The 22,277-nt window shown below is 63.4% G+C and carries 20 protein-coding genes; 10 read left to right on the forward strand and 10 right to left on the reverse strand.

All coding sequences use genetic code 11. The annotated features are described in order from the left end of the window. Positions 1 to 72: 72 nt before the first annotated feature. The gene (locus QZ269_RS06870) at positions 73 to 1,290 is read right to left on the reverse strand and encodes a toxic anion resistance protein (RefSeq protein ID WP_291425680.1); all 1,218 of its coding nucleotides are present in this window, start codon (positions 1,288 to 1,290) and stop codon (positions 73 to 75) included. A 71-nt stretch (positions 1,291 to 1,361) separates the two neighbouring features. Further along, complete coding sequence (locus QZ269_RS06875) at positions 1,362 to 2,009, reverse strand: hypothetical protein (protein ID WP_291425682.1); 648 nt, start codon at positions 2,007 to 2,009, stop codon at positions 1,362 to 1,364. Positions 2,010 to 2,119: 110 nt separating this feature from the next. Here QZ269_RS06875 and QZ269_RS06880 point away from each other — a divergent pair, with 110 nt between their 5' ends. The 4 genes from QZ269_RS06880 (at position 2,120) to QZ269_RS06895 (ending at position 6,874) form a co-directional block, all read left to right on the forward strand. After that, the gene (locus QZ269_RS06880) at positions 2,120 to 2,872 is read left to right on the forward strand and encodes a fumarylacetoacetate hydrolase family protein (RefSeq protein WP_291425684.1); all 753 of its coding nucleotides are present in this window, start codon (positions 2,120 to 2,122) and stop codon (positions 2,870 to 2,872) included. A 217-nt stretch (positions 2,873 to 3,089) separates the two neighbouring features. Then, entirely contained in the window at positions 3,090 to 4,382 is a 1,293-nt protein-coding gene (locus tag QZ269_RS06885) for a S41 family peptidase (RefSeq protein WP_291425685.1), read from the forward strand. Between the two features lie 138 nt (positions 4,383 to 4,520). Next, positions 4,521 to 5,969 (forward strand): nicotinate phosphoribosyltransferase, encoded by a 1,449-nt coding sequence (locus tag QZ269_RS06890; RefSeq protein WP_291425687.1) that lies wholly within the window; start codon positions 4,521 to 4,523, stop codon positions 5,967 to 5,969. 2 nt (positions 5,970 to 5,971) lie between these two features. Further along, positions 5,972 to 6,874, forward strand: a complete 903-nt coding sequence (locus QZ269_RS06895) for an ADP-ribose pyrophosphatase (protein WP_291425689.1) — start codon at positions 5,972 to 5,974, stop codon at positions 6,872 to 6,874. Here the strand turns inward: QZ269_RS06895 and meaB are convergent. From meaB to QZ269_RS06915, 4 genes are all read right to left on the reverse strand, one after another. After that, positions 6,846 to 7,811 carry a methylmalonyl Co-A mutase-associated GTPase MeaB gene (meaB, locus tag QZ269_RS06900; RefSeq protein ID WP_291425691.1) on the reverse strand — a complete coding sequence of 322 codons (966 nt, stop codon included), beginning with the start codon at positions 7,809 to 7,811 and terminating at the stop codon, positions 6,846 to 6,848. The genes QZ269_RS06895 and meaB overlap by 29 nt on opposite strands. A gap of 217 nt (positions 7,812 to 8,028) precedes the next feature. Beyond that, positions 8,029 to 9,375: a DNA repair protein RadA gene (radA, locus tag QZ269_RS06905; RefSeq protein ID WP_291425692.1), complete on the reverse strand. Its 1,347-nt coding sequence runs from the start codon at positions 9,373 to 9,375 to the stop codon at positions 8,029 to 8,031. 217 nt (positions 9,376 to 9,592) lie between these two features. Continuing rightward, positions 9,593 to 9,871 carry a DUF2087 domain-containing protein gene (locus QZ269_RS06910; RefSeq protein ID WP_291425694.1) on the reverse strand — a complete coding sequence of 93 codons (279 nt, stop codon included), beginning with the start codon at positions 9,869 to 9,871 and terminating at the stop codon, positions 9,593 to 9,595. A 129-nt stretch (positions 9,872 to 10,000) separates the two neighbouring features. After that, complete coding sequence (locus QZ269_RS06915) at positions 10,001 to 12,244, reverse strand: ATP-dependent Clp protease ATP-binding subunit (protein WP_291425696.1); 2,244 nt, start codon at positions 12,242 to 12,244, stop codon at positions 10,001 to 10,003. 276 nt (positions 12,245 to 12,520) lie between these two features. On the opposite strand from QZ269_RS06915, the gene QZ269_RS06920 reads away from it, so the two are divergent. Beyond that, a complete protein-coding gene (locus QZ269_RS06920; RefSeq protein WP_291425697.1) occupies positions 12,521 to 13,549 on the forward strand; it encodes a PIN domain-containing protein in 1,029 nt (342 codons plus the stop codon). A gap of 64 nt (positions 13,550 to 13,613) precedes the next feature. On the opposite strand, the gene QZ269_RS06925 is transcribed toward QZ269_RS06920, so the two are convergent. Then, a complete protein-coding gene (locus QZ269_RS06925; RefSeq protein ID WP_291425699.1) occupies positions 13,614 to 14,384 on the reverse strand; it encodes a serine/threonine-protein kinase in 771 nt (256 codons plus the stop codon). Positions 14,385 to 15,001: 617 nt separating this feature from the next. Here QZ269_RS06925 and QZ269_RS06930 point away from each other — a divergent pair. The 4 genes from QZ269_RS06930 (at position 15,002) to QZ269_RS06945 (ending at position 19,326) form a co-directional block, all read left to right on the forward strand. After that, positions 15,002 to 16,534, forward strand: a complete 1,533-nt coding sequence (locus QZ269_RS06930; RefSeq protein WP_291425701.1) for a GGDEF domain-containing protein — start codon at positions 15,002 to 15,004, stop codon at positions 16,532 to 16,534. 155 nt (positions 16,535 to 16,689) lie between these two features. Beyond that, positions 16,690 to 17,286: a sulfite oxidase-like oxidoreductase gene (locus QZ269_RS06935; RefSeq protein ID WP_291425702.1), complete on the forward strand. Its 597-nt coding sequence runs from the start codon at positions 16,690 to 16,692 to the stop codon at positions 17,284 to 17,286. Beyond that, positions 17,279 to 17,866, forward strand: a complete 588-nt coding sequence (locus QZ269_RS06940; protein ID WP_291425704.1) for a mismatch-specific DNA-glycosylase — start codon at positions 17,279 to 17,281, stop codon at positions 17,864 to 17,866. The genes QZ269_RS06935 and QZ269_RS06940 overlap by 8 nt, the downstream gene beginning before the upstream one ends. An 86-nt stretch (positions 17,867 to 17,952) precedes the next feature. Continuing rightward, a complete protein-coding gene (locus tag QZ269_RS06945; RefSeq protein ID WP_291425706.1) occupies positions 17,953 to 19,326 on the forward strand; it encodes an alpha/beta hydrolase in 1,374 nt (457 codons plus the stop codon). Here the strand turns inward: QZ269_RS06945 and QZ269_RS06950 are convergent. The 3 genes from QZ269_RS06950 to hisF all read right to left on the reverse strand — a co-directional run bounded on the left by QZ269_RS06950 (position 19,281) and on the right by hisF (position 21,373). After that, positions 19,281 to 19,802: a GNAT family N-acetyltransferase gene (locus tag QZ269_RS06950; RefSeq protein WP_291425708.1), complete on the reverse strand. Its 522-nt coding sequence runs from the start codon at positions 19,800 to 19,802 to the stop codon at positions 19,281 to 19,283. The genes QZ269_RS06945 and QZ269_RS06950 overlap by 46 nt on opposite strands. 2 nt (positions 19,803 to 19,804) lie before the next feature. Further along, positions 19,805 to 20,470 carry a bifunctional phosphoribosyl-AMP cyclohydrolase/phosphoribosyl-ATP diphosphatase HisIE gene (gene hisIE, locus QZ269_RS06955; protein ID WP_291425709.1) on the reverse strand — a complete coding sequence of 222 codons (666 nt, stop codon included), beginning with the start codon at positions 20,468 to 20,470 and terminating at the stop codon, positions 19,805 to 19,807. A gap of 102 nt (positions 20,471 to 20,572) precedes the next feature. Then, positions 20,573 to 21,373, reverse strand: a complete 801-nt coding sequence (gene hisF, locus QZ269_RS06960; RefSeq protein ID WP_291425711.1) for an imidazole glycerol phosphate synthase subunit HisF — start codon at positions 21,371 to 21,373, stop codon at positions 20,573 to 20,575. 175 nt (positions 21,374 to 21,548) lie between these two features. On the opposite strand from hisF, the gene QZ269_RS06965 reads away from it, so the two are divergent. Continuing rightward, the gene (locus QZ269_RS06965) at positions 21,549 to 22,019 is read left to right on the forward strand and encodes a response regulator (protein ID WP_291425713.1); all 471 of its coding nucleotides are present in this window, start codon (positions 21,549 to 21,551) and stop codon (positions 22,017 to 22,019) included. Positions 22,020 to 22,277 lie beyond the last annotated feature (258 nt).

Raw genomic sequence — 22,277 nt, forward strand, 5'->3', positions numbered from 1 at the left:
TGCTCCAGCGATTGTGCGCCTGATGAAGAGGGCAGCATGGATACTCCGACGATATGGGCCTCAGACAGCCTCTCAGAGTTTCAGTTCACCGTTTTCCGAGACCTGTAAGCCCTGCGTGATTTCGCGGGCGCTGCTATGCCGTTCGCGGTCCAGATAGCCGTGCGCCTGAGTAATCTCATGGTCAAGCACCTCAATCGTGTCGCGGAAACGGTCAAGGGCTTGCAGGCGGTAGCTGGAAATGGCGTCGAGTGCGCCGTATACCTCGCGGAAGGCCGCCTGAATGATCTGCGGGTCCACCGTGGCGCTGCCCGCCTGCTGCTGAATCTCGGTGCTCTGCTGGCGCAGCAGTTGCGCGGTGCTGGAAATCATGCGCCCGGTCGTGTCGTTGACGGCCTGTACCTGCCCCAGCACCGCCTGCTGCGTGCCTAGCGCCTGCGACACCATGAGGGCCGTTTTCAGTGCGCTGACGGTGGTGGTCGTGGCGCGGTCGACCCCTTTGATCAGTTCCAGGTTGTTGCGGCGCACCAGGTCGAGCGCCAGATACCCCTGGATACTCACGGCGAGTTGCGTGAGAAGATCCGTGACGCGCTGACGCACGGCAAAGAGCAGTTCTTCACTGATGACGCGGGCTTTCTCGGGGTCGCTGGCACTCAGTTGGGCCAGGCGGGCGCTCAGGGCCTCATCGACGGCCTTGCCAACGTGAGCGTATTGCCGCAGTTTCTGCATGGTTTCCCACAGGTGAACCTTTTCGGTCTCGATGGCGGCGTTGTCACGTCGCAGTTCATCCTGCCCCCGGTACAACGATTCCAGAATGCCGTTCAGGTGGCTCTGGGCACTCTGGTACTTGTCCATGGCGCTCTGCACTTTCTTGGCCCCGGGAATCAGGCCAAACAGTCGCCGGGGCGTGGGGGCGCGGCTGGGGTCAAGCTCCTCGACGGTGCGGCGCAGGTCGGTCAGGCCCTTGAGAATGTCGCTGCCCTCGGCCAGTGCCCCGATTTTGGTGGCCCGCAGCGGGCGCTCCAGCATGCGGTTGCTGCTCTGGGCGGCGGCCCGCTGTTCGGGCAGACCCAGGTCGTGTACCGCGCCGAGTTTGCGCCTAAACTCCGGGGTATGGGTGCCCGCGCTCAGCACGTCCTCGGCAAAGGCGCGGGCCATCTGATCCAGCCGGGCGCGGTCCTCGGGGGTCAGCGGGATCATCTCGGGCGCGGCCTGGGCAGCCACCGGGGCCACCGCGTCGGGCGCCTGCAAACTAGAGTCGGGCGGAGTCAGCGGCGAAGGGCGCTCAGTCATGGCTCTATTACGCGCCTCAGGGGTGAGAGGTTGCATCAGGCAAAAGAAGGAGTCCTTGAGCCTTGTGGCGTTTACCGCACCGTAACGCTGAGCGTGGCTGCCGGGCTGAATTGATCGCCTGCGACCAGCTTGGCGCGGATGGTGTAGGTTCCAGCGGCGACGGGTGTGCCGCTGCCGTCTTTTGCGTCCCAGCGGATCTTCTGGACTTCACGGGTCTCGCCGGGCTTCACGTCCAAAATGACCAGTTGCATGGTGCAAATGGTGTTTTTGAAATCGGGGCGCACCACCTGTCCCGCCGTATTCAGCACCTCGAAGCGCACATCACAAGCTCCGTGTTCCAGGTGAATGGGGCCGCTGCCCGTGTTGCCCAGGGTGAAGCTCCAGCTGCTCGGCTGCCCGGCCTGAAGAGTCCGGGGGCCAGTCAAACCGACCGTATACGTGCCCGGCAGCGCCACGCGTCCGTTGGGCAGGGTCGTGACCTTCGGCAGTTCGTGGGCCGCTGCGTTGGTGGTCGCAGAAAGGTGCGGTGCGGAAATGACAGCCGGTGAAGAAGTCGCAGGCGGCGCAGCCGTGACGGACGGAACTGTGACGCTGGCCCGAGCCGCCACCGGGCTAGACGCGCCCAATGGCAGCGCGGGAATACTCAGCGCCGAGCTTTGGGCCAGGGCCGCGCCGCCCACTAGAGGCGCCAGCGACAGGGTCAGCAGTAGACGTTTCATGTCTCTAGCCTGCCCCGTCTCAGCTGACGCTGTATGAGGAAGGCACAAGGCCGCTTAACGGCCCCCTGCTGAGCAACCGGATGCGGGGGGCAGCGCAGTATCCTGGGGGCATGAAAATTGTGCGGGTCGAGCATCAGGGGGCTGCCCACTGGGGCCAGCTGGAAGACCAGACCGTTTACCTGACGGGCGGCGTGACCGGGGCCAGAACAGGGGAGAGTGTGGCGCTTAGCGCGGTGCGGCTGCTGCCCCCCGCCGAGCCGAGCAAGATCGTGTGTGTGGGCCGCAATTACCTCGACCACATCAGGGAAATGGGGAATGCTACGGGGAATCTGCCTACGGAACCCGGCATCTTTCTCAAGGGTCCGAACGCGCTGGCCGAACCCGGCGGCACCGTCGAATATCCGGCCTGGAGCGACAACTTCCATTTCGAGGGTGAGCTGGCGCTGGTCATCGGCCAGCAGGCCCGCGACCTGACCTCGGGTAACGCGCTGGCCGCCGTGCTGGGCTATACCTGCGCCCTCGACCTAACCGCCCGCGATAAACAGAAGAGCGACCTGCAATGGTTCCGCGCCAAGGCGGCCGACCGCTTTTGCCCGCTGGGGCCGTGGCTCGAAACGCAGCTCGACCCGGCTGATCTGCGCGTGCAAACCCGCATCAACGGTGAAACGAGGCAAGACGGCCTGACCAGCCACATGATTTTCGACGTGGTGCAGATTCTGGTGTATCTGACCAGATTCGTGACCCTCGAAGCTGGCGACGTGGTGCTGACCGGCACCCCCGAAGGCGTCGGCCCACTGCAAAAAGGCGACCGGGTCGAGGTTGAGGTGCAGGGCATTGGGGTGTTAGAGACGCTCATCGGCTGAAGTCGTCTTTTTCTTGCCTCCGCCTGGATCGAATCCAAAGCTGTCCGCTCCAGTGCGCTACAGTGCGCTACAGTCGGGCAGGCCGCCGCCTGCGGCTCCACACCGCCCAGTCCGTCTGTTGTTCCTCCTGGCGTCCGTATTAATCGTTGCGTCAGACTTAAGGGGGTCAGCCAAATGGTGGATGCGGTTAGGCCCCGGCGTGAAGTACGGTTAAAGAATGAAGCTGATACGCGGGACCGTGACTGCTGCGCTGCTGGCCCTGCCGTGGGCCGCGGCCAGTCCCGCAACGACGTTCTACAGTGCGGCAACCAGCGCCATCAACGACGATTACTACGGCTGGAGCACCAAGAATTTCAGTCTGCTGGCCGGTGAATATGCCCAGACGCTGGAAGACCGCTGCGCCCCCAGGGGCGACCAGTGCGATTTCGGTACGGCGCGGGGCGTGGTCAAAGACCTGCTGGCGGCCTTCGGGGACGCGCACCTTAGCCTGCGCGACGCCCAGGGCGCGCAGCGGTTGCGCGAGATTGCCCATGATCTCGCGGTGCAGCGCACGGGGCTTCAGGTGGTGCGGGCCGAGGGCGGGCTGCTGGTCGCCTCGGTCATGCCGGGCAGTCCGGCGGCGCTGGCGGGCGTGCGGCGGCTTGACCTGCTGATTCAGGTCGCCGGGCAGGAAGCGGGCAAACGTGGCGGCCACAACAGTCCTATTGGGCCGTCAGAATTTGTGCATATGGAACGCCTGGGCCAGCCGATCAGTGTGGTGCTGCGCCGCGCCGGGCAGCCTGACCAGCCCCTGAGTCTGTCTACGGCGCAGCTGAAGGCGCGGGACGAACCGAGTCTGACGTGGTCGGGGCCGGACGGCAAAACGGCGGTCATTGTCTATCCGTCTTTTTTGCCAGCCGATTCTGCCGCCCAGTTTCTGAAGCTGGTGCAGTACGCCCAGACCCAGGAGGCCAAAGCCCTGATCGTGGACCTGCGCTTCAATTCGGGGGGCAGCCTTAGCCAGTGCGTCGCGGCGGCCAGCGTCTTCGGGCCGGTCGTGTACGACACCGAACTCAAGGTCGGCGGGTACAGCTACACCGGGTTGCTGGGGCAGCCGTCGGGGTTGCTCGAAACGCTGAATGCTCCGGCCTCTGCGCGGGTCTGGAAGTCGCCCGCCGCCGTGTTGGTCGGCAGCGACACCGCCTCGTGCGCTGAGGTGTTCAGCTTTTATGCCCAGCAAGCTGGGGTAAGCGTCATCGGTTTGCCGACCAGAGGCGTGGGCAATAGCGGCGTCATCTTTCATGACCTGCCAGACGGTGGCGTGCTGGGCGTCACGGTGCTGCGGGCCTTTACCCGCGACGGTCAACCACTCCCCGACCACATCACGCCGGACATCGCCGCGCCCACCGACCTCGATCTGCTAATAAAACAGGGCCGCGACCAGCCGCTCGACACCGCTCTGACGGCACTGGGTCAGGTCACTTCGCCTCCGAACGCTACAGTGCTTCAAAGCGGTACAGCCGTCAAATAGGGGTAATAGGGCCTCTGTTGGGTCTCGCCGCATGCGGAGGGCGGCCATGCCTTGCGAAAGTTGCAGGGAGGACAGCGCATGCGGACTGCCGCCGGTTTTGCAGCTTTTCAAGTCTGTCCAAATACAGGAGACTGCTGCATGACCATTGCGCCCATTCTGTTTACCGACCTGTATCAGTTAACCATGATGCAGGGCTACTTTCTGTGCGGGCTGCACCAGCAGGAAGCCGTTTTTGACCTGTACTACCGCCGCAACCCGTTTCAGGGCGGCTACGCGGTCTGGGCGGGGCTGGATGTGGCGCTGGACTACCTCGAGGGCCTGAAATTTTCGGAGACCGACCTCGCCTATCTGAAGTCGCTGGGCCAGTTCCGGCCCGAATTTCTGGACGCCTTGCGCGGCTGGCGCTTTACCTGCAAGGTTACAGCGTTTCCGGAAGGCAGCGTGGTCTTTCCGTCCGAACCTCTGCTAAGCGTGCAGGGGCCGCTGTGGGAAGCCCAGCTGGTCGAAACCGCCCTGCTTAACGTCCTTAATTTTCAGACGCTCGTGGCCACCAAAGCCGCCCGCTGCGTCACGGCGGCGCAGGGGGGCGAAAGTAAGGCCACCATCGTCGAATTCGGGGCGCGGCGGGCGCAGGGGCCCGACGGCGCACTGGGAGCGGCCCGCGCCTCGGTGATCGGGGGGGCCAGGGGCACCAGCAACGTGGCGGCGGCGCAGCGCTACGGCCTGCCCGTGACTGGCACGCACGCCCACGCTTGGGTCGAGAGCTTTGCGTCCGAGCTGGACGCCTTCCGCGCCTACGCCGAGATGTTCCCCGATTCCAGTACGCTGCTGCTCGACACCTTCGACACGCTGAAAAGCGGGATGCCCAACGCGCTGACCGTCGCCAGGGAGCTGCGCGAGAAGGGACACGAGCTTCAGGGCGTGCGGCTCGACAGCGGCGACCTCGCGTACCTGTCGGTGCGGGTGCGTCAGGCGCTCGACGAGGCCGGATTTCCAAACGTCAAAATCGTGGCGAGTAACGACCTGAGCGAGTTCGTCATCGAGTCGGTTATCCGGGAGGGCGGGCGCATCGACGTGTACGGCGTCGGTACCCAGCTGGCGACGGGCGGCGGCGACGGTGGCGGGGCACTGGGCGGCGTGTACAAACTGGTTTCGCTGGGCGGCACCGATAAGATGAAACTGACTGGCGACCCCAGCAAATCTAGCATTCCGGGCGTCAAGCGTGTGTTCCGCGCCACCGACACACAGGGGCAAACCGTCTGGGACGTGGTCGCGCAGGAAGCCGACCACAGCCCGCTGCCCGGCGAGCGTGTCAGCGACCCCAGCAACCCGCTGCGCTCGGCCCGTATCAGCCCCGATCTGGTATGGCATGATGCCCGGCAGGTCGTGATGAACGGCGGCCAGCGCACCCAGCCACGCGAGACGCTGGCCGAAATTCAGGCCCGCGCCGCCCGCGAACTGGCCCGCTTGCCCAGCGGCACCCTGCGCCTGCTCAACCCTCACATCTACCGCGTCAGCCTCAGCCGCCCACTTCAGGAACACCGCGACGCGCTGGTAAGCAAACTGCGCGAACGCCACGGGCTGTAAGTATGCCCAGCCCGCCGACCAACCCGCAAACCGCCGTGTACATCGGGCGCTTCGAGCCGCTGCACGAAGCCCACCTGCACACCATGCTCAGCGCCCTGGAACGCCACGCCCGGCTGACTGTGCTGCCTGGCAGCGCCAATCTGGCCCGCAGCATGAAAAACCCCTGGACAGCCCCCGAACGCGCCCGCATGATCCGCGCCGCGCTTCACGGCGAGGGGGTCGACCTGCGCCGCGTGCGCCTGCGGCCCCTGCCCGACGAATTCGACATGACGCTATGGCAGAGTCAGGTGCGCGAACGGGTCGGCACGCCAAACGCCGTGCTGGTTGGCTATGGTAAGGATGCCAGCAGCAGTTACCTGCACTGGTTTCCCGAGTGGCAGGTCGAACCTGGCCCCGTTACGCCCGGCCTGAGCGCCACCGACCTACGCGCCGCCTATTTCGAGGAACGCCTCCTGGAACAGCTTCCCGCAGCTGTGCGAGGTTTTCTGGAAAATTTCCGGCAAACGCGCACCTTTCGCCGCCTGCAAGCGGAACATTTCGCGGTGCTGGCCCGGCGTCAGGCCCTTAAACAACAGGCTAGCCCGCCCGTCTTGCAGGAGGTACGTTTCCTGCATGTCAGCGGGGGACAGGTGTGGCTGAATCGTCGCCGCGACCCGGTGGGGAAGGGCCTTTGGGAACTGCCGGGACACTTGCTGGCAGCAGGGGACTTACAAGATGTCGCTGCGGCCCGCGCTTCCGGGCGCATTTTCGATCATCCGTCACGTTCGCTGGTGTGGCCCACGGCGGCGCAGGTTGTGCAGGAGCCGGGCGGAGGAACACCCATACCCCTGCAACTGGCCCTCGGTCGCCCCCACGGCTTTTTCGAGGATCATCACGTTATTCTGCGGCGAATGCTGTTTCTCTAAGCAGCGCCCGGACTCCCTGCACCGCCGTAATTTTCCCGGCCTGCACCTCGGCCCGCAGGCGGCGAAGTTCCGAAGGGTTCACCCCGACCTGAAAAGCTCGCCACGCGGCCTCGCGCAGCAGTTCGTCGAACCATACGGCAGTCTGGCGGCGGCGTTTTTCGGTCAGATCGGTGGACTGGGCATACTCCTGCACTTTGGCCCACAGCTCGGCGATGCCTTCACCGGTGAGCGCCGACGCCCTGAGCGCCTGGGGCCGCCACGGGGCGTCGTGCGGGGTCAGCAGGGTCAGGGCAGTGCGCAACTCGGTCTGGGCGCGGGTGGCGGCTCTGGGGTCCAGATCGGCCTTATTAACCACGCACAGGTCGGCCAGTTCCATGATTCCGCGCTTGATGCCCTGCAACTCGTCACCCGCGTTCGGCAGGGTCAGCAGCACGAACAGGTCGGTCATGGCCGCCACATGGGTTTCGGATTGCCCGACGCCCACCGTCTCGACCAGAATCACGTCGTAGCCCGCCGCCTCGCACAGCGTGATCGTCTCGCGGGTGCGGCGCGACACGCCTCCCAGGGTGCCGCCACTGGGACTAGGACGGATAAAGGCGTTCGGATGCACCGTAAGCTGCGGCATCCGGGTCTTGTCACCCATGATGCTGCCGCCGGTGCGGGCGCTGCTGGGATCCACCGCCAGAACCGCTACTCTGTGGCCCTGGTTCGCCAGATACAGGCCCAGCGCCTCGATAAAGGTGCTTTTGCCGACGCCCGGCACGCCGGTCAGGCCGATTCGCACCGAGCCTTCAGGACTGGCCGGAAGCTGCAACAGCAACTCCTGGGCACGTTGCTCATCGGCAAGACGGGTCGATTCGGTCAGCGTAATGGCTTTTGCCAGGGCGCGGCGTTGACCGCTCAGGAGAGGCCCGACCAGATCGGCAGCAGAGGGCATAGGTCAATGATAAAGCAGCAGCTTCAAACCCGCGCAGGGGTCGCCCGGCGTACAGGCAATTTACGGCTGCCAAGGGTGCCATGAAGCATTGGAATACGCGTTCCGCTCAATTCTGGTACAGGCGGTGTTGTCCCGTCTGCCCCGCTATAGCGCGAAACCCGTATTTTTCCCACTCGCCTCTGCCTGGCTTGAGTTCAAAACTGCCTCTGGGCCAGCGCTACTTTCTCCAGACGGCAGACACCGCTTCCTCGACACTCTTAATCCCCGCATGACCGTCCAGGCCCGGCGGCACCACCAGGCGGTTGTAGCCCGCCCGCGTGGCTTCCTCGGCGCGGCGCAGGGCCATCTGCGTGCTGCGAACCTCGCCCGCCAGGCCGACCTCACCGAACACAGCCACGTTCTGCGGCAGGGCGCGGCCCACTACCGCCGAATACACTGCTAGCGCCACTGCAAGGTCCAGCCCCGGATCAGGCACTTTCAGGCCGCCCGCCAGGTTCACGTACACGTCCAGTCCACCCAGCGTGAGGTCGAGGCGGCGTTCGAGCACCGCCAGCACCACATCTACCCGGCGGGGGTCGAGGCCCACCACCACGCGGCGGGCATTGGGGTACGGCGTCTTGCTGGCAAGGGCCTGCACTTCCAGCAGCATCGGGCGCTGACCGTCCACCGTCGCGGCGACCACACTGCCGGGCACGTCCACCGGGCGCTCGGCCAGGAATGCGGCGGAAGGATTCTCGACAGCAACCAGCCCCTCGCCGCGCATCTCGAACACGCCCAGTTCGCCCGCCTGCCCGAAGCGGTTCTTAACCGAGCGCAGCAGCCGGAAGGCCCCCACCGATTCCAGAAAGACGGTGGTGTCTACGATGTGTTCCATGACCTTGGGGCCAGCCACCGTGCCGTCCTTGGTGACGTGGCCGACCAGCACGGTCGCCGTGCCTGTTTCCTTGGCGGCCCGCGTGAGCATGGAGGTTCCGTCGCGCACCTGCGCCACGCCCCCGGCGGCCCCTTCGCCCTCGACAGTGACGGTCTGAATGCTGTCCACGATACACAGCGCCGGTTTGTGCTCCTGCATCAGCGCGGCGATGTGTTCGGCCCGCGTGTCACGGGTCAGTTGCAGCTCAGCGGTGACGCCCAGGCGGTCGGCCCGCAGCCTGATCTGCTCCAGTGATTCCTCGCCCGCCACGTATAGCACCGTGCCGCCCCCCTGCTCTGTGGAACGGGCCGCGACCCGGTCTGCCACCTGAAGCAGCAGCGTGCTTTTGCCGATTCCCGGTTCACCGCCGATCAGCGTCACGCCGCCCGCCACTAGCCCGCCGCCCAGCACCCGGTCAAGCTCGGGAATGCCGGTGCTGGTGCGCGGTTCCTCCCGCCGCCCAACCGTCGAAAGCGGGGTCAGTTTGCCGCCTGTAACGCCGCCGTACCCGCCCCGGCCTGTGGTGGCGGCAGTGGGAACTTCTTCTTCAAAGGAATTCCACGCCTGACAGTTTGGGCAGCGGCCCAGCGGCTTGGGCGAGCGGTAGCCGCAACTGTTACAAACGTACTGGGATCTGGGGGGCTTAGCCATGATCCGGAAAGTGGCGCGTACAGCGTGGGGAGTGGGCAAGAGCATGGAACTGGTGGCCCGTGACTTGTGGCTTGTGGAAAAAAATAAAGACCTCCGTGGGGGGGGATAAAGCGCAGACGGCGCTCCAAACCAACAGCAGACGGGCACGTAACAGAAGGCCGCAGCCCGCAGGCACTGAAACCCACGGGCTGCCGCACCGCTGATCTGGCTTAACGGCTCAGCGGGTGCCGGGGCGCGAGTCGGCGCGCCAGTAGTGCTCACCGTCGGTCGCCAGGTAGTCGCTGTCCAGCAGCTCGGTGAGCAGAATGCTGGGGTCTTCCAGGGTGGTATGGTCGGCCAGAATCTGCTTGACGTCGCCCGCCTCGTAACTGACGCCCGGCTCGAACAGGCCGCGCAGATGGTGCAAAATCGCCAGTTGCTGGGGCTTGCGGCGCTCGCTGGGCCAGCCGGTGATGCGTCCGTGCTCATCTTGAAAATCGGTAATGGATTTGGTCATGGCCGCTATTCTAAGGGCTTGTCTTGTTTATACGCTTCTCTGGAGGGGCCTCGGCCAGAAGGCCAGAGCCGGGCCACAGCATCCTGCCCAGGTCTGGATGACCCAACTGTGGCCCTGACCCACAACCGTTCAGGCCAGAATCTGCCGCGCCGCAGCTTCCTCGCCCTTCTCAAAGCCGATGCCCTCCTCGCCCAGTACCACGCGCAGCTCGCGGTTGTCGCTGCCGATCAGTTCCAGCGCCAGTGGGTCTTCGAGTTCTTCGCGCACCAGGGTACGCAGCTGGCGGCTGCTGCCCACGGCGTGTTTGGGGCTGCGGGCCTTCAGTTTGCCGACCAGCCAGGAGGCAATCGCCGGGTCGAAGGTCACGTTCATTTCGCGGCTCAGCAGTTCCTCGCGCATCTCGCCGAGCAGTTGCTGGGCCACGCGCACCAGTTCTTCTTCGCCCAGCGACTTGAAGCGGATCACGTCGTCGAGGCGGTCAAGGAACTCGGGCGTAAAGATGTGGCGCAGCGGAGCGTTGTTGTCGGGCGTGACTGGTGAAAAGCCCACCGTCGGGTTGACGTTAAAGCCCGTGTTGCTGGTCATGATGATGATGGTGCGGCGGAAATCCACCGTGCGGCCCAGCCCGTCGGTCAGGCGGCCATCATCGAGCACCTGCAAGAAGGTGTTGTAGATGTCCGGGTGCGCCTTTTCGATCTCGTCGAGCAAAATCACGGAAAAGGGCTGGCGGCGCACGGCTTCGGTCAGGCGGCCCCCCTGCTCGTGTCCCACGTAACCGGGAGGCGAACCGATCAGTTTGCTCACAGAGTGGCCTTCTTGAAATTCACTCATGTCCATGCGGATCAGCGCCCGCTCGGAGCCGAACAGGGAACGGGCCAGGGCTTTGGCGAGGTGGGTCTTGCCCACGCCGCTGGGCCCCACGAACAGGAAGCTGGCCGCCACGCGGGTGCGCCCGCCCAGGCCCACGCGGGCGCGGCGCAGCGCACTGGCGAGGGCCTTGACGGCGTCGGGCTGGCCGTAGACCTGCTCGCCCAGGGCCTGCTCAAGGTCACCGAGTTGCGCCGCCGTTTCTTCGGAATAGATGCCGCCCATGCTGTTGATCACGGCTTCCATGTCCTCACGGGTGATGATCGGCTCGCCCTCGGCGTCCTCGGCCACTGGCAGCCCCACCGAGAGGTTCAGGCGCACCCGGCTAGAGGCTTCGTCGATCAGGTCGATAGCCTTGTCGGGAAAATTGCGCCCCGGTAGGCTGCGTTCCCCGATGCGTACGGCGAGTTCCAGCGCCGAATCGGGAATTCTAACGCCGTGGTGCTCTTCGTACTTGGGGCGCAGACCGCGCAGAATTTCCAGCGTCTCGGCGGGGCTGGGTTCCAGCACGATAACTGGCTGAAAGCGGCGCTCGAGTGCGGCGTCTTTTTCGATATAGCGGTGATACTCGCCCGTGGTCGTCGCCCCGATAACCTGAATTTCGCCCCGGCTCAGCGCAGGCTTAAGGATATTGGCCGCGTCGAGCGTGCCTTCCGCACCGCCCGCGCCGACGATAGTGTGCAACTCGTCGATAAAGGCGATGACCTTGCTCTGGCGCAACTCCTCGATAATCTGGCGCAGGCGTTCCTCGAACTCGCCCCGGTACTTGGTGCCCGCGACCACGCCCGACAGGTCGAGGCTGACCACGCGCATGTCCTGCAAATTGGGCGGCGTGCGGCCCTCGTGAATGGCGAGCGCCAGCCCTTCCACGATGGCGGTTTTGCCCACCCCAGGGTCCCCGATCAGCACCGGGTTATTTTTGGTGCGCCGGGTCAGAATCTGGGTCACGCGGCGGATTTCCTCGCTGCGCCCGATCACAGGGTCCAGTTTGCCTTCCTTGGCCCACTTGGTCAGGTCACGGCCATATTCGTCGAGAAACGGCGTGGGAATGGCCTTGGCGGGCTTGCCGCCTTGCCCCTCGCCCTGCGCCAGAATGCGCCAGCGGATGGTGTCTACGTCTTTGGTCAGTTCCTGCAAAATCCGGAAGGCCACGCCGTCGCCCTCACGTATAATCCCCAGCAGGATGTGCTCGGTACTGGTCACCTGTGCGCCCAGGCTGCGGGCCTCGCTGCTCGCCAGTTCCATCACGCGCCGGGCGCGGGGGGTGATGCTGGGGGCGTCGTTCAGGCGGCTGCCCTCGCCGCGCCCGATGATTTCCTCGACGCGTCGGCGCAGGCCGTCGAGCGTGGCCCCGAATTCGGTCAGGATGGTAGCCGCCGTGCCACCTTCACGCATCAGGCCCAGCAGGAGGTGCTCGGGGCCGACCATGGCGTGACCCAGGCGGTTGCCTTCCTCGCGGGCGTAGTGAAAGACCAGTCTGGCGCGGTCATCGTATCTGTTGGTCATGGAAAAACCCCCTTTGGGGTAGGCGCACCCGGCAGGGGCGCGGAGACAGGTGTGGTGGAAGAAGGTAACACGCTCAGGATAACGCGCAGGATTTGCAAAAGACCTACATAACCTTACGATTAGGCCCCAGGCCGTTCAGACTGGCAGGTTTCAAGCGGCTCTGGGCGGGGGTTGCCCTAGCTTTAGCAGATGAGGGCAACTGCGCCGGTAACGCGGCCAGTTAAGTGACGGCCTAGACTGACTTCCGGTGCGGGCAGCGAGTAGACTATAGCCAGAATGCTGGCTTTTCGACTTGCGATGATGTTGCTGGGACTGCTGCTCGGGTACTGTGCTGGAGGTATTCTGGCGGCCAGCGGCATGCCGGATACCGCAAGGCTCAATACCGTCAGTCTGATGCTGGCCGCTATGCTCACGGGGCTTTTGCTCGCGCCACGCGCGGAGAAATACGTTCTGAAGCAGTACGCTGTTGCCAAAGCCTGGTATGAAACGCTGGCTCCTGCCAAGGTAGCGGCCGCCACCTTCGGGCTGATCGTGGCCCTGCTGCTCAGTGTGCTGCTCGGCAACCTGCTGCGGGCGCTGCCCATCTACTCGTGGTGGCTGAACGTGGGCGTGACCATGCTGCTGGCGGCCTTTTTCATCACGTTTGCCGTGCGAAACGCCGACGCGTTCGGGGCGCTCACATTTGCCCAGGTCAAGCTTAAGCCCGGCGGTAAAATTCTTGACAGCAACGTCATCATCGATGGCCGCATTCTGGATCTCGCCAAGATCGGCTTTATCGACGGCGAACTGATCGTACCTGCCTTCGTTCTGCGCGAACTCCAGACCCTCAGCGACCACGCCGACCCTCAGAAGCGCACGCGCGGCAAACGGGGCCTCAGCGTCCTGGAAGACCTGCGTGAAGTGCATCCTATTCGCATCGAGGACTGGGACGATGCCAACTTGCTGACCACGGACGATAAGCTTATCCGGCTGGCCCGCGAAACCGGGGCCAAGTTGCTGACCAACGACGGCAACCTCAGCAAAATTGCCAAGCTGCACGACATCCGGGTGCTCAGCATCCATGAGGCGGCGGTGGCGCTCAAGCCGCAGGTTCAGGCGGGCGACTACCTGACCATTACGGTCACCAAGAGCGGGCAGCAGTCTGGCCAGGGCGTGGGCTACCTCGAAGATGGCACCATGGTCGTGGTCGAGGACGGGTTGAAGTTCCGGGGCAAGCCGACCCGTGTGGCGGTGGTCAACAATGTGCAGACCAACGTGGGCCGCATGATCTTTGCCAAGCCCGAGCGTGAGGAAGGCGCGGCCTGACACAGCAAGCTTGGAGACCTCAAAGCAGTGTCCATAGGCTTCACAAATGGCGTTGAAAGCTGCTCTACAGGGGAAGAGGGTCGGTGTGCGTTTCAAGGGCCAGCCGCAGCAACTCGTGCTTGACCCACAGGGCGTCGCTGGGCCGCAACTGGCGCTCGGGGCGCGTTAAGGCTCGCCACAGGGGAGTCAGGGAATCACGGGTGGGAGGCAGACTTTCGCCCTCCAGGGGCAGCTCACCGTGAATACCCCAGCCCAGCAGCACGCCGATGCCGTACAAGTCACTTTCACGTCCCAGCGGTTCACCCCGCGCCGCTTCAGGACTGAGAAAAGCCAGGGTGCCTACGCGGGTCGGCTGCTCGAACTGCTCCATTTCTGGCCCCGACAGGTCGTAATCGACCAGTTTGGCGCTGCCGTCGGCATCCACCATAATGTTGTCGGGTTTAATGTCCCGGTGAACCAGCCCCCGCTCATGCATAAAGTGCAGCGCGTCGAGCACATGGGTCAGGGTGAGCAGGAAGGCCCGGCGCTCATGCTGAAGTGCGGGCCTGCTGGGGTAACGCTGAAAGAGGGTCTCGCCCTTGGCATATTTGACGACCAGCACCGGAAGCTCGTCTAGGTGTGAAGTGCCCAGTACCGGAGCGAGGCGCGGATGATTCAGGCCGTGACCGTGCAGGTATTCGCGCACCGCAAATTCGCGCAGGTGGGCCGGAAAGATCTTGACCGCGCAGGACTGGCCTTCTTGGCCCACGGCAAAATAGACCACACTGTGCGAGCCGCGCCCCAGCAGCCGTACCAGCTTGATCCCGTTCCCGATGATTCGCCCCGCAATGGTCATGCCCTGACAAATTAACCCACCGCTCTGGCGATTGCTACCCGCCAAGATGAGGGAAGGCCGCTTAGGTCTACGAGTAAAGGCCAGCAAATCACGGGTTCAGCGGTGCCTAGGGTATGGGCGGCTGGGGATAGGCAGGAGAGAAACGGGCTGCGGGCGTGGCATTGGCCATGCATTGGCCATCCGATGCCCTGGCAGGCGGTCAACGAAACAAAGGGCCCTCCGTATAACCCTGTCTGTGACTAGCGGGGAGCTAGACAAGTTCCCGGAACTGCTTTTTGACGTCCTGGCGGCAAAATACCTGAGGAAAATCGAAGAAGTCATACTCCAGCACAGCGATTGTAGTTCAGGATACGGTTTGATAAACCCCGTCTGGCACGCTTATGTTTTTAGCTAAAAAATAAGCTTTTTTTACTAGACCAGCATTTTTAGCGTCTTGGACAGCGAATTTGCGACTGACTTTGCAAATGATACCCGCTCATTGCAGACATCACCCCTCTTTGGGGGGGGAGGGATTACATTTATGGTGTCCAGCCTCTAAATTAGTTTAACGTCAAAGATCCCATCGACGCTCGGGTTGTTGGTGAAACGCGCCTGATCTTTGTCTCACCAGCCCACTGATGACGACCCAAACTCCGTACGCCGAAACTCGCCAGCCTGTCCTTTGGCTTGGGCTGATGTGGTTGCTGTGCGGGCTGCATCTGCTCTGGGCACTGTTCGGGCAGAGTCAGGAGCAGCTGCTGATGGCCGACTTGCTTGATCTGCTGGTGATGGCCGCTGGCTTTGGCTCGGCGGTGTGGTTCTGGCGTAACAATCCCCAGACCCGCAAGGTCACCCGCCCTCTGGTATTCGCCAGCGCCTCCCAGCTGATGGCCGACGCGTATATGATCGTGCTGGATTTTGTGCCGGTTGCAACGCCGGGGTTTTCGCCAGCCGATGTGTTCTACTGGCTCTTCTACATTTTTATGGGCGGAACGCTGCTGCGGCTTCAGCGTGTCAAGATCTTCTCGGGCCGCAGTCTGATCTGGTTGCTCAGCAGTCTGGTGGTCGTTTCGGTCACCGCAGAGATTCTCTGGGTCACGTTTCTGGCTGACACACTGCTGGAGCCGGGCACCTCCCTACAGTTCAAGGCCGTTAACGCCGGATACATTCTCCTCGACCTCTTCTTGCTGTCTCTGGCCCTGATGAGTCCGCTCTGGGGGCGTCTGAGTCGCGCGTCAGGTCTGCTGTTTTCCGGTCTGCTCACCTTTATCAGTGCTGATTTCCGTTATTACGCCCTCAGTCTTCAGGGTCAGTATGTACCCGGCGGTCTGCTGGATTTGCTCTGGCAGCTGGGGCTGTCGGCTCAGCTCAGCGGCATCTTCATGGTGGTTGCTGACCGGGGCAAGGAACCGCACCCGTCTGAGCAGTCCGGGCAGTGGCTGCTGGCTTTGCCCTACATCGCCGTGATCGTTTCGGTGGCGCTGCTGTTCAGTCATACAGACGACAATTCGCTCAGGCAGCGCGGCATCATCTGGTTTTCAGTGCTTACCTTCGTGCTGATGATCATCTTGCAGGCCCTGAACCTGCTTGAAAATCAGCGTCTGCAACACTCTTTACACCAGCAGACCCAGGAACTTGAAGCCCACCGCAATGCACTGGCCCAGCTCGCCTTTACCGATCTACTGACTGGCCTGGGGAACCGCGCCGCGTTCTACCTCTCCCTTCAGGAAGCAATCGACTCGGCGCAGAGTGAACTGCTGGGGCTGTTTTTTGTGGATCTCGACGGCTTCAAGGGCGTGAATGACCGTTTCGGACACGAGAGTGGCGATCAGCTGCTCAGGCAGGTGGCCCAGCGACTTCTGGGCAGTGTTGCCCCTCACGGCACCGCTTTTCGCATTGGTGGTGACGAGTTTACGGTGATTTTTCCCGACTGTAGCGGGCAGGCCGAGGCCCTGGCGCTAGCCGAGGCGCTGATCCTGGCCCTGCGCACCACGTTCACGCCTGCCTTTGCCGATCAGGTCAGTATTTCGGCGTCTGTCGGGGTGGCGCTGGCCCGGCCCGGAGAGTTCGGGGCCGATCAATTGCTGCGGCGGGCCGACGCCGCCATGTACATTGCCAAGGGCACCGGGAAAGACCGCGTCTATCTGTTCACTGACACGGACTCTGCTTGAAGAGACGACTTTCGCACATTCGGAAAGCTGCTGGCACAGACGCCCTGTCTCCATTCTGACTGCCACAGAAGTTGGCGTCAGTCCGGCCAGTGCCGGGTCTACAGCAATCCTTAATGTGCCGCGTAGCCGGGCCGCCCAGCGTGTCCAATACGGGTATGCTCGGTAAGTTTTTCAAGAAACCGCAGGACGATCTGGGCGGGCGCGTTCCGCCGGGGCAAACGCTCGCGGCGCGGTTTCCGGTTCTGACCTATGGCCCCACGCAGCGCTACTCGCCGCAGGAGGTGGTCGTCAAGCTGACTGGTCTGGCCGAGCCGCGCCAGTTTACCTGGGCCGAGCTGTTGGCGCTGCCGCAAGTCACCCTGACCCACGACATCCACTGCGTGACCCACTGGACCAGGCTCGACATGCTCTGGACTGGTGTGCGCGTAACCGACCTGATGCAGCAGGTGCAACTGCGCCCCGGAGCCAGCCACGTTATGCAGCGCAGTGTCGGCGGCTACACGACCAACCTGAGCCTGGAAGACTTTGTGCGCCCTGAAAACCTGCTGGCCCACACCTATAACGGCCAGCCGCTCGAAGCCGAGCACGGCGGCCCGCTGCGGCTGGTCGTGCCGCACCTGTATTTCTGGAAATCGGCCAAGTGGCTGACCGAACTGGAATTCATGGACGGCGACCGCCCCGGCTTCTGGGAAAAAAACGGCTATCACATGCGCGGCGACCCCTTTGCCGAGCAGCGATACGACGATGACTGAGCCTGATCTTGCTTACACTCCCCCTGCCCCCGACCTGACCGGCGGCGGCGAATACCTGGTGCCGGACGTGCTTGCGCCGGGGCTGACGCTGGTGCTGGTTGGTACTGCTCCCAGCAAGATCAGCGCGGCGCGGCGGGCCTATTACGCTAACCCGCAGAACAAATTCTGGCGCACGCTGCACGAGGTCGGTTTGACCCCCCGGCAACTGGAGCCGGGCGAGTACCCGCTGCTGCCGGGCTTGGGCATTGGCCTGACCGACGTGGCCAAGCGGCACAGCGGAGTAGACGCGGCGTTGCCGGACGACGCCTGGGGACCAGAGGAACTGCGCGAAAAAGTAAGGCAGTTCCGGCCCCGGCTGATCGCCTTTACCAGCAAACGCGGCGCGTCCGAAACGCTAGGCATCGGCACTGGCAAACTGTCTTACGGCCAGCAGACGCACGAAATTGGGGGTGCAGAGGTCTGGGTGCTGCCCTCGACCAGTCCGCTGGGACACAACTATTTTCAGCTGGGGCCGTGGCAGGCGCTGGCGCAGCGCTTTCACGAGCTGCGCCAGCGCTCATACGGCTCACATCTAGGGTAAACGCCTAGTTCAGAATAGACAGCCCGACTTTACAGGCGCAACATACGCTGATGAATCCGCGTTCCCGCCCCTGTCTTCTTTTTGGCGTGCTTCTTTCGGCCCTGGCTTTTTGCACGGCCACTGCTGCGCCCACCGAACAGCAGTTGCAAGCTGTGCCGGTAGACAGGGTCATTCAACCCGGCGCGGTGGTTCCGGGGACGCCCAGCGAACTGAACGCCAGTATTTCTGTCCGTTACGGCCCGGCAAAACCGCAGCGTGTGCTGCTGCTGATGCCGGGGTATCTGGGCGGCGCCGGAGATTTTGACCGTCTGGCCCGGCAACTGGTGGTGCTTGACCCTGGGCTGGCGGTGTGGGCTGTAGACCGCCGCGCCAATCTGCTGGAACAGCGGGATCAGCTGGAGAACGCCAGTGACGCCGAACTGGCCAGAATCGTGCGGGATGGTGGCTTGCTCCGGCGCCCTATTACCGAGGTGAGCTATATGACCGCCTGGGGCCTGGACACCACCCTCAAAGACTGGCGCGTGGCCGTGCAAGGCGCCCTTACACGGACGCCGAACGGGTATAGCGGTCGGCAGTCTCTGGGCGGCGTACTTACCGGCCTGTACGCGGCCTACGACTTCGCGGGGCAGCCCGGCTACAAGGACGTGCGCGGCCTGATCTTGCTCGACGGCTATCCGGGGCTTCTCAGCAGCAGGCCCGTGACCTGGAAGGAGTACCAGGGCACCGGAACCGCCAACGAGTTCGGTAATCTGCCGGGCTTGAGCGGTCTGGAAGATTACCCCTATGTCAATACGGTCTACTTTGGCCCCCGTCTGGCCAGCCAGGTGATGGCGCAGGCGCGGCTGGCAGTTCATGCGCCCACGGCCCAGGCCCCCCAGAGCAGCCTGGCACTGTGGCCCATGACCAACCAGGCCGCCGCCATGATCAAGATGGACGCCCGTTACTCGCTGGTGCCTTTCCTGACGCTGAATTCCGGGCACGCCACCAACGTCAACGAGGCGGGCCGCCTGCTGCCGCGTCTGCTGGGCAGTAACGGGGGACTGCGGATCACCGGCCCTAAGGACCCCCATGTGCTGATTGGCTGGCAAGACGACCCAGACGCTCTCACCGCCTCACAGACGTTCCTGACTGGCTTTTCCAATGCCCTTGGCGACGGCAGCGAATGGTACTTTCCCATGCGGCTGGTACTTGATGTGGCGGCGGCTGGGATAGACACCACCGGCACAGCGTTCCAGGAAGAACTGCCCGTGATTCATAACCGTGAGGTCAATCTGCCAGTGCTGGGCATTGCCGCCGGGTCAGGCGTGGCGCGTGAGAAGGATTTCAAAACCTATGTGGCGGCGCGTCCAGGTGATCTGACCTTCCGCTCGTTGCCCGGCGCGGCCCACCTCGATATCCTGACCGCCAAGAGCGATCAGGTGGCCGGGTGGATCGTGGACTGGTTGAGCCAGCACAAGTAACGCCTGCCCCAACTGGTCTCGGTGGGCTGCACCTGAAAGCCAGCCTTGCGGTAAAACCCGGCGGCCTGGTGGTCAGTCTGGGCTTGCAAGCGCTCCAGGCCAAGCTGGTTCATCAGTTCGTGGATCAGCCTGCGGCCGTAGCCCCGCCCGGCAAGCTCCGGCGCAGTACCAATATGGAGAAGTTCACCCTGCCGACCGTCTAGCCGGACTCCCGCAGCACAGGCCAGGCGGCCCGGTACGGCCTGCGTAAGCTGTGTCCCTTGCGGCTGACGTCTGCTCGGATTGCATCCAAAACGGCCCGGTTCAAGCAGTCCGTATGAAATATACAGGCCGTAAACCCGGAGCTCCGGATCGTGGCGGTAACGGCCCAATGTTTGCCCAATGCGTTCCGGGTCAGGGTACATGGCGCGGCTTAGCAGGGCCTCGGCTTCAGGCGTCAGCGGCTGAAGGAGCCTGATTTTCTCTGGCGGTGACATCCTCAGCCGACTTCTTTAGGCCCCTTGAGCCCTGTTTTGCCTTCACGTCCCTGTAGTACAGCCGCGACCTCGCTCGGGGAGACGCCGATTTCGGCCATGGCGAACAGGGTATGAAACAACAGGTCAGCCACTTCGGTCGCCAGTTCGGCGCGGTCGTGGTTCTTGGCGGCCAGCAGCACCTCGCCGGATTCCTCGCTGATCTTTTTCAGCACGCGGTCCAGGCCACCGGCGTGCAGGCGGGCCACGTAACTATTCTCCGGCAGCGTCGCCAGCCGCTCGACAATGGTGGCGTAGACGCGTTCCAGCGTGCGGTCCAGGCCGCTGTCTGGGGTCTGTTCAGCCTGCTCTTCCAGCAGCGGTGTAAAAAAGCACGAGTAGGCCCCGGTGTGGCAGGCCGGGCCAGTCTGCTCGACGCGGTACAGCAGGCTGTCGCCGTCGCAGTCGGCCAGAACGCTCACGATGTTCTGCGTGTGGCCGCTGGTCGCACCCTTGACCCACTGTTCCTGGCGCGAGCGGCTGTAGTAGGTGGCCTCGCGGGTATCCAGGGTGCGTTTGACGGCGCTCAGATCGGCGTAGGCCTGCATCAGCACCGCGCCGCTACGGGCGTCCTGGGTCACGACAGGAATCAGGCCATTGGAATCAAATTTAAGCTGGGTAAGGTCAGTCATGGGGACTCCGGTAAGCGGTGAGTAGGAAATGGCGAGTGGAAAAATATCGGCAGGGTGTTGGCCCGATTCTCAGGCATTCAGTGTGCAGCGGGTCGGGGTCTGCTACTCACCCTCCACACCTTGCCACTCGGGGCGCACGGCCAGCCCCTCGCCCGCCAGATAGGTCTTGACCTGCGGCACCGTCAGTTCGCCGAAGTGAAAAACGCTGGCGGCCAGCGCGGCGTCGGCGTTGCCGCCCTGCTCGCCGCCCAGCAGCACGTCGCGGAAGTCTTCCAGTTTGCCCGCGCCGCCCGAAGCGATCACGGGAATATCCACCGCCTGAGCCACCGCTCGGGTCGCCTCAAGATCAAACCCCGCCCGCGTGCCGTCGGCGTCCATAATGTTCAGGCAGATTTCGCCCGCGCCGAGGGCCTGTCCCTGCTGCGCCCACTCGATCAGGTCGCGGCCCGTGTCCACGCGGCCCCCCGAGAGGTGCACCGTCCAGCCCAACCCGTCTGGGCGGCGTTTGGCGTCGATGCTGAGCATGACACACTGTGCGCCGTGGTGGTCGCTGGCTTCCCGGATCAACTCGGGACGCCGCACTGCGCCGCTGTTGACGCTGATCTTGTCGGCGCCCGCAAGCAGCAGTTCCCGGAAGTCGGCAAGCTGATTGACGCCGCCGCCGATTGTGAGCGGCATCATGACTTGTTCGGCCACGCGGGCTGCCACGTCGAGCATTAGGCTGCGGCCCTCGTGTGTGGCCGTGATGTCATAGAACACCAGTTCGTCGGCCTGCTGCGCCTCGTACAGCTGCGCGAGCACCAGTGGGTCGCCCGCGTCGCGGTGCTGCTCGAAGAACCGGACGTTCTTGACCACTCGCCCATTTTGTACATCGAGACACGGAATAATGCGCTTGGCTAACACGCTGCGTAGTCTACTCGGTCTCCTCGCTGCGTTAAAACCCAGGGATGCCCCGGCTTCCCAGGCAGGCTATGCCGCCGTCTTCAGGTGATGACGAACGAAACCGTGACCACTTCTGGCTTTCACACAGTCTTGATAAAATTTTCATATACTGTGGCCTGGACGGAGAACTTCTCATATGGCCTGCCAGGGTAGTTGGCTCACAAGGACAGCAAAAGGACAGAGTGTGCGACGCAGAATATTGCTGATTGACGACAATCCGAACGATCTGGAACTGGCACTCAACGTGCTGGAAGCGGAAGACAGCTCATTCAGTCAGGAAATTACCGTGGCCCAGAGCGGCCATGAGGCGCTGCGTCTGCTGCTCGACCAGTCGGTGCCGCTTCCCGACCTGATTCTGCTGGACCTCAACATGCCACATATGGACGGCCTAGCGGTGCTCGACCGGATTCGTGCCGAGGAGCAACTGTGCGAGATTCCAGTAGTCATGCTCACGACCAGTGGGGAAGACCGCGACATCCGCGACTCATACGCCCACGGTGCCAGTGGTTATGTGGTCAAGCCGCTGGACTTCGGGCAGTTCCGGGAGGCTATGAACACCATTCGGGCCTTCTGGATGAACCTCAACCGCCTGCCCCGCCTGCCCTAAACTTGATTCAGACTTCAGATCGCAGTTCTGGGCAGGCTGGGCGCGTTCTACGGACTGCACTCCATTCCGCCCGCTGTGGGGAGTGGTCAGGCCCCATCCTGGGTGCCGTTCTGACCAAGAGGGCACCGCCTGAACCATGAAACCCGTGTTTTTCCTTCTCGCACCCGCTCGGATTAAATCTCAGGGCAACCGCAAAGTCAGCTTAATGTGAATGGGTGAATGATTCCTCGTCTCAGAAGGTAGATATTCCTAGTCTTA

Origin of the sequence: Deinococcus sp. (genome assembly GCF_018260405.1) — a bacterium.
Lineage (GTDB): Bacteria > Deinococcota > Deinococci > Deinococcales > Deinococcaceae > Deinococcus.

Excerpts from the sequence above, each read along its gene's own strand:
- QZ269_RS06925 (WP_291425699.1), bottom strand. The coding sequence starts at position 14,384 with ATGACCATTGCGGGGCGAATCATCGGGAACGGGATCAAGCTGGTACGG.
- QZ269_RS06910 (WP_291425694.1), bottom strand. The coding sequence starts at position 9,871 with ATGACCAAATCCATTACCGATTTTCAAGATGAGCACGGACGCATCACC.
- QZ269_RS06930 (WP_291425701.1), top strand. The coding sequence starts at position 15,002 with ATGACGACCCAAACTCCGTACGCCGAAACTCGCCAGCCTGTCCTTTGG.
- QZ269_RS06920 (WP_291425697.1), top strand. The coding sequence starts at position 12,521 with ATGCTGGCTTTTCGACTTGCGATGATGTTGCTGGGACTGCTGCTCGGG.
- QZ269_RS06885 (WP_291425685.1), top strand. The coding sequence starts at position 3,090 with ATGAAGCTGATACGCGGGACCGTGACTGCTGCGCTGCTGGCCCTGCCG.
- QZ269_RS06940 (WP_291425704.1), top strand. The coding sequence starts at position 17,279 with ATGACTGAGCCTGATCTTGCTTACACTCCCCCTGCCCCCGACCTGACC.
- QZ269_RS06895 (WP_291425689.1), top strand. The coding sequence starts at position 5,972 with ATGCCCAGCCCGCCGACCAACCCGCAAACCGCCGTGTACATCGGGCGC.
- QZ269_RS06935 (WP_291425702.1), top strand. The coding sequence starts at position 16,690 with ATGCTCGGTAAGTTTTTCAAGAAACCGCAGGACGATCTGGGCGGGCGC.
- hisIE (WP_291425709.1), bottom strand. The coding sequence starts at position 20,470 with ATGACTGACCTTACCCAGCTTAAATTTGATTCCAATGGCCTGATTCCT.
- QZ269_RS06880 (WP_291425684.1), top strand. The coding sequence starts at position 2,120 with ATGAAAATTGTGCGGGTCGAGCATCAGGGGGCTGCCCACTGGGGCCAG.
- QZ269_RS06875 (WP_291425682.1), bottom strand. The coding sequence starts at position 2,009 with ATGAAACGTCTACTGCTGACCCTGTCGCTGGCGCCTCTAGTGGGCGGC.
- QZ269_RS06965 (WP_291425713.1), top strand. The coding sequence starts at position 21,549 with ATGGCCTGCCAGGGTAGTTGGCTCACAAGGACAGCAAAAGGACAGAGT.
- meaB (WP_291425691.1), bottom strand. The coding sequence starts at position 7,811 with ATGCCCTCTGCTGCCGATCTGGTCGGGCCTCTCCTGAGCGGTCAACGC.
- radA (WP_291425692.1), bottom strand. The coding sequence starts at position 9,375 with ATGGCTAAGCCCCCCAGATCCCAGTACGTTTGTAACAGTTGCGGCTAC.
- QZ269_RS06890 (WP_291425687.1), top strand. The coding sequence starts at position 4,521 with ATGACCATTGCGCCCATTCTGTTTACCGACCTGTATCAGTTAACCATG.
- QZ269_RS06915 (WP_291425696.1), bottom strand. The coding sequence starts at position 12,244 with ATGACCAACAGATACGATGACCGCGCCAGACTGGTCTTTCACTACGCC.
- QZ269_RS06870 (WP_291425680.1), bottom strand. The coding sequence starts at position 1,290 with ATGACTGAGCGCCCTTCGCCGCTGACTCCGCCCGACTCTAGTTTGCAG.
- QZ269_RS06950 (WP_291425708.1), bottom strand. The coding sequence starts at position 19,802 with ATGTCACCGCCAGAGAAAATCAGGCTCCTTCAGCCGCTGACGCCTGAA.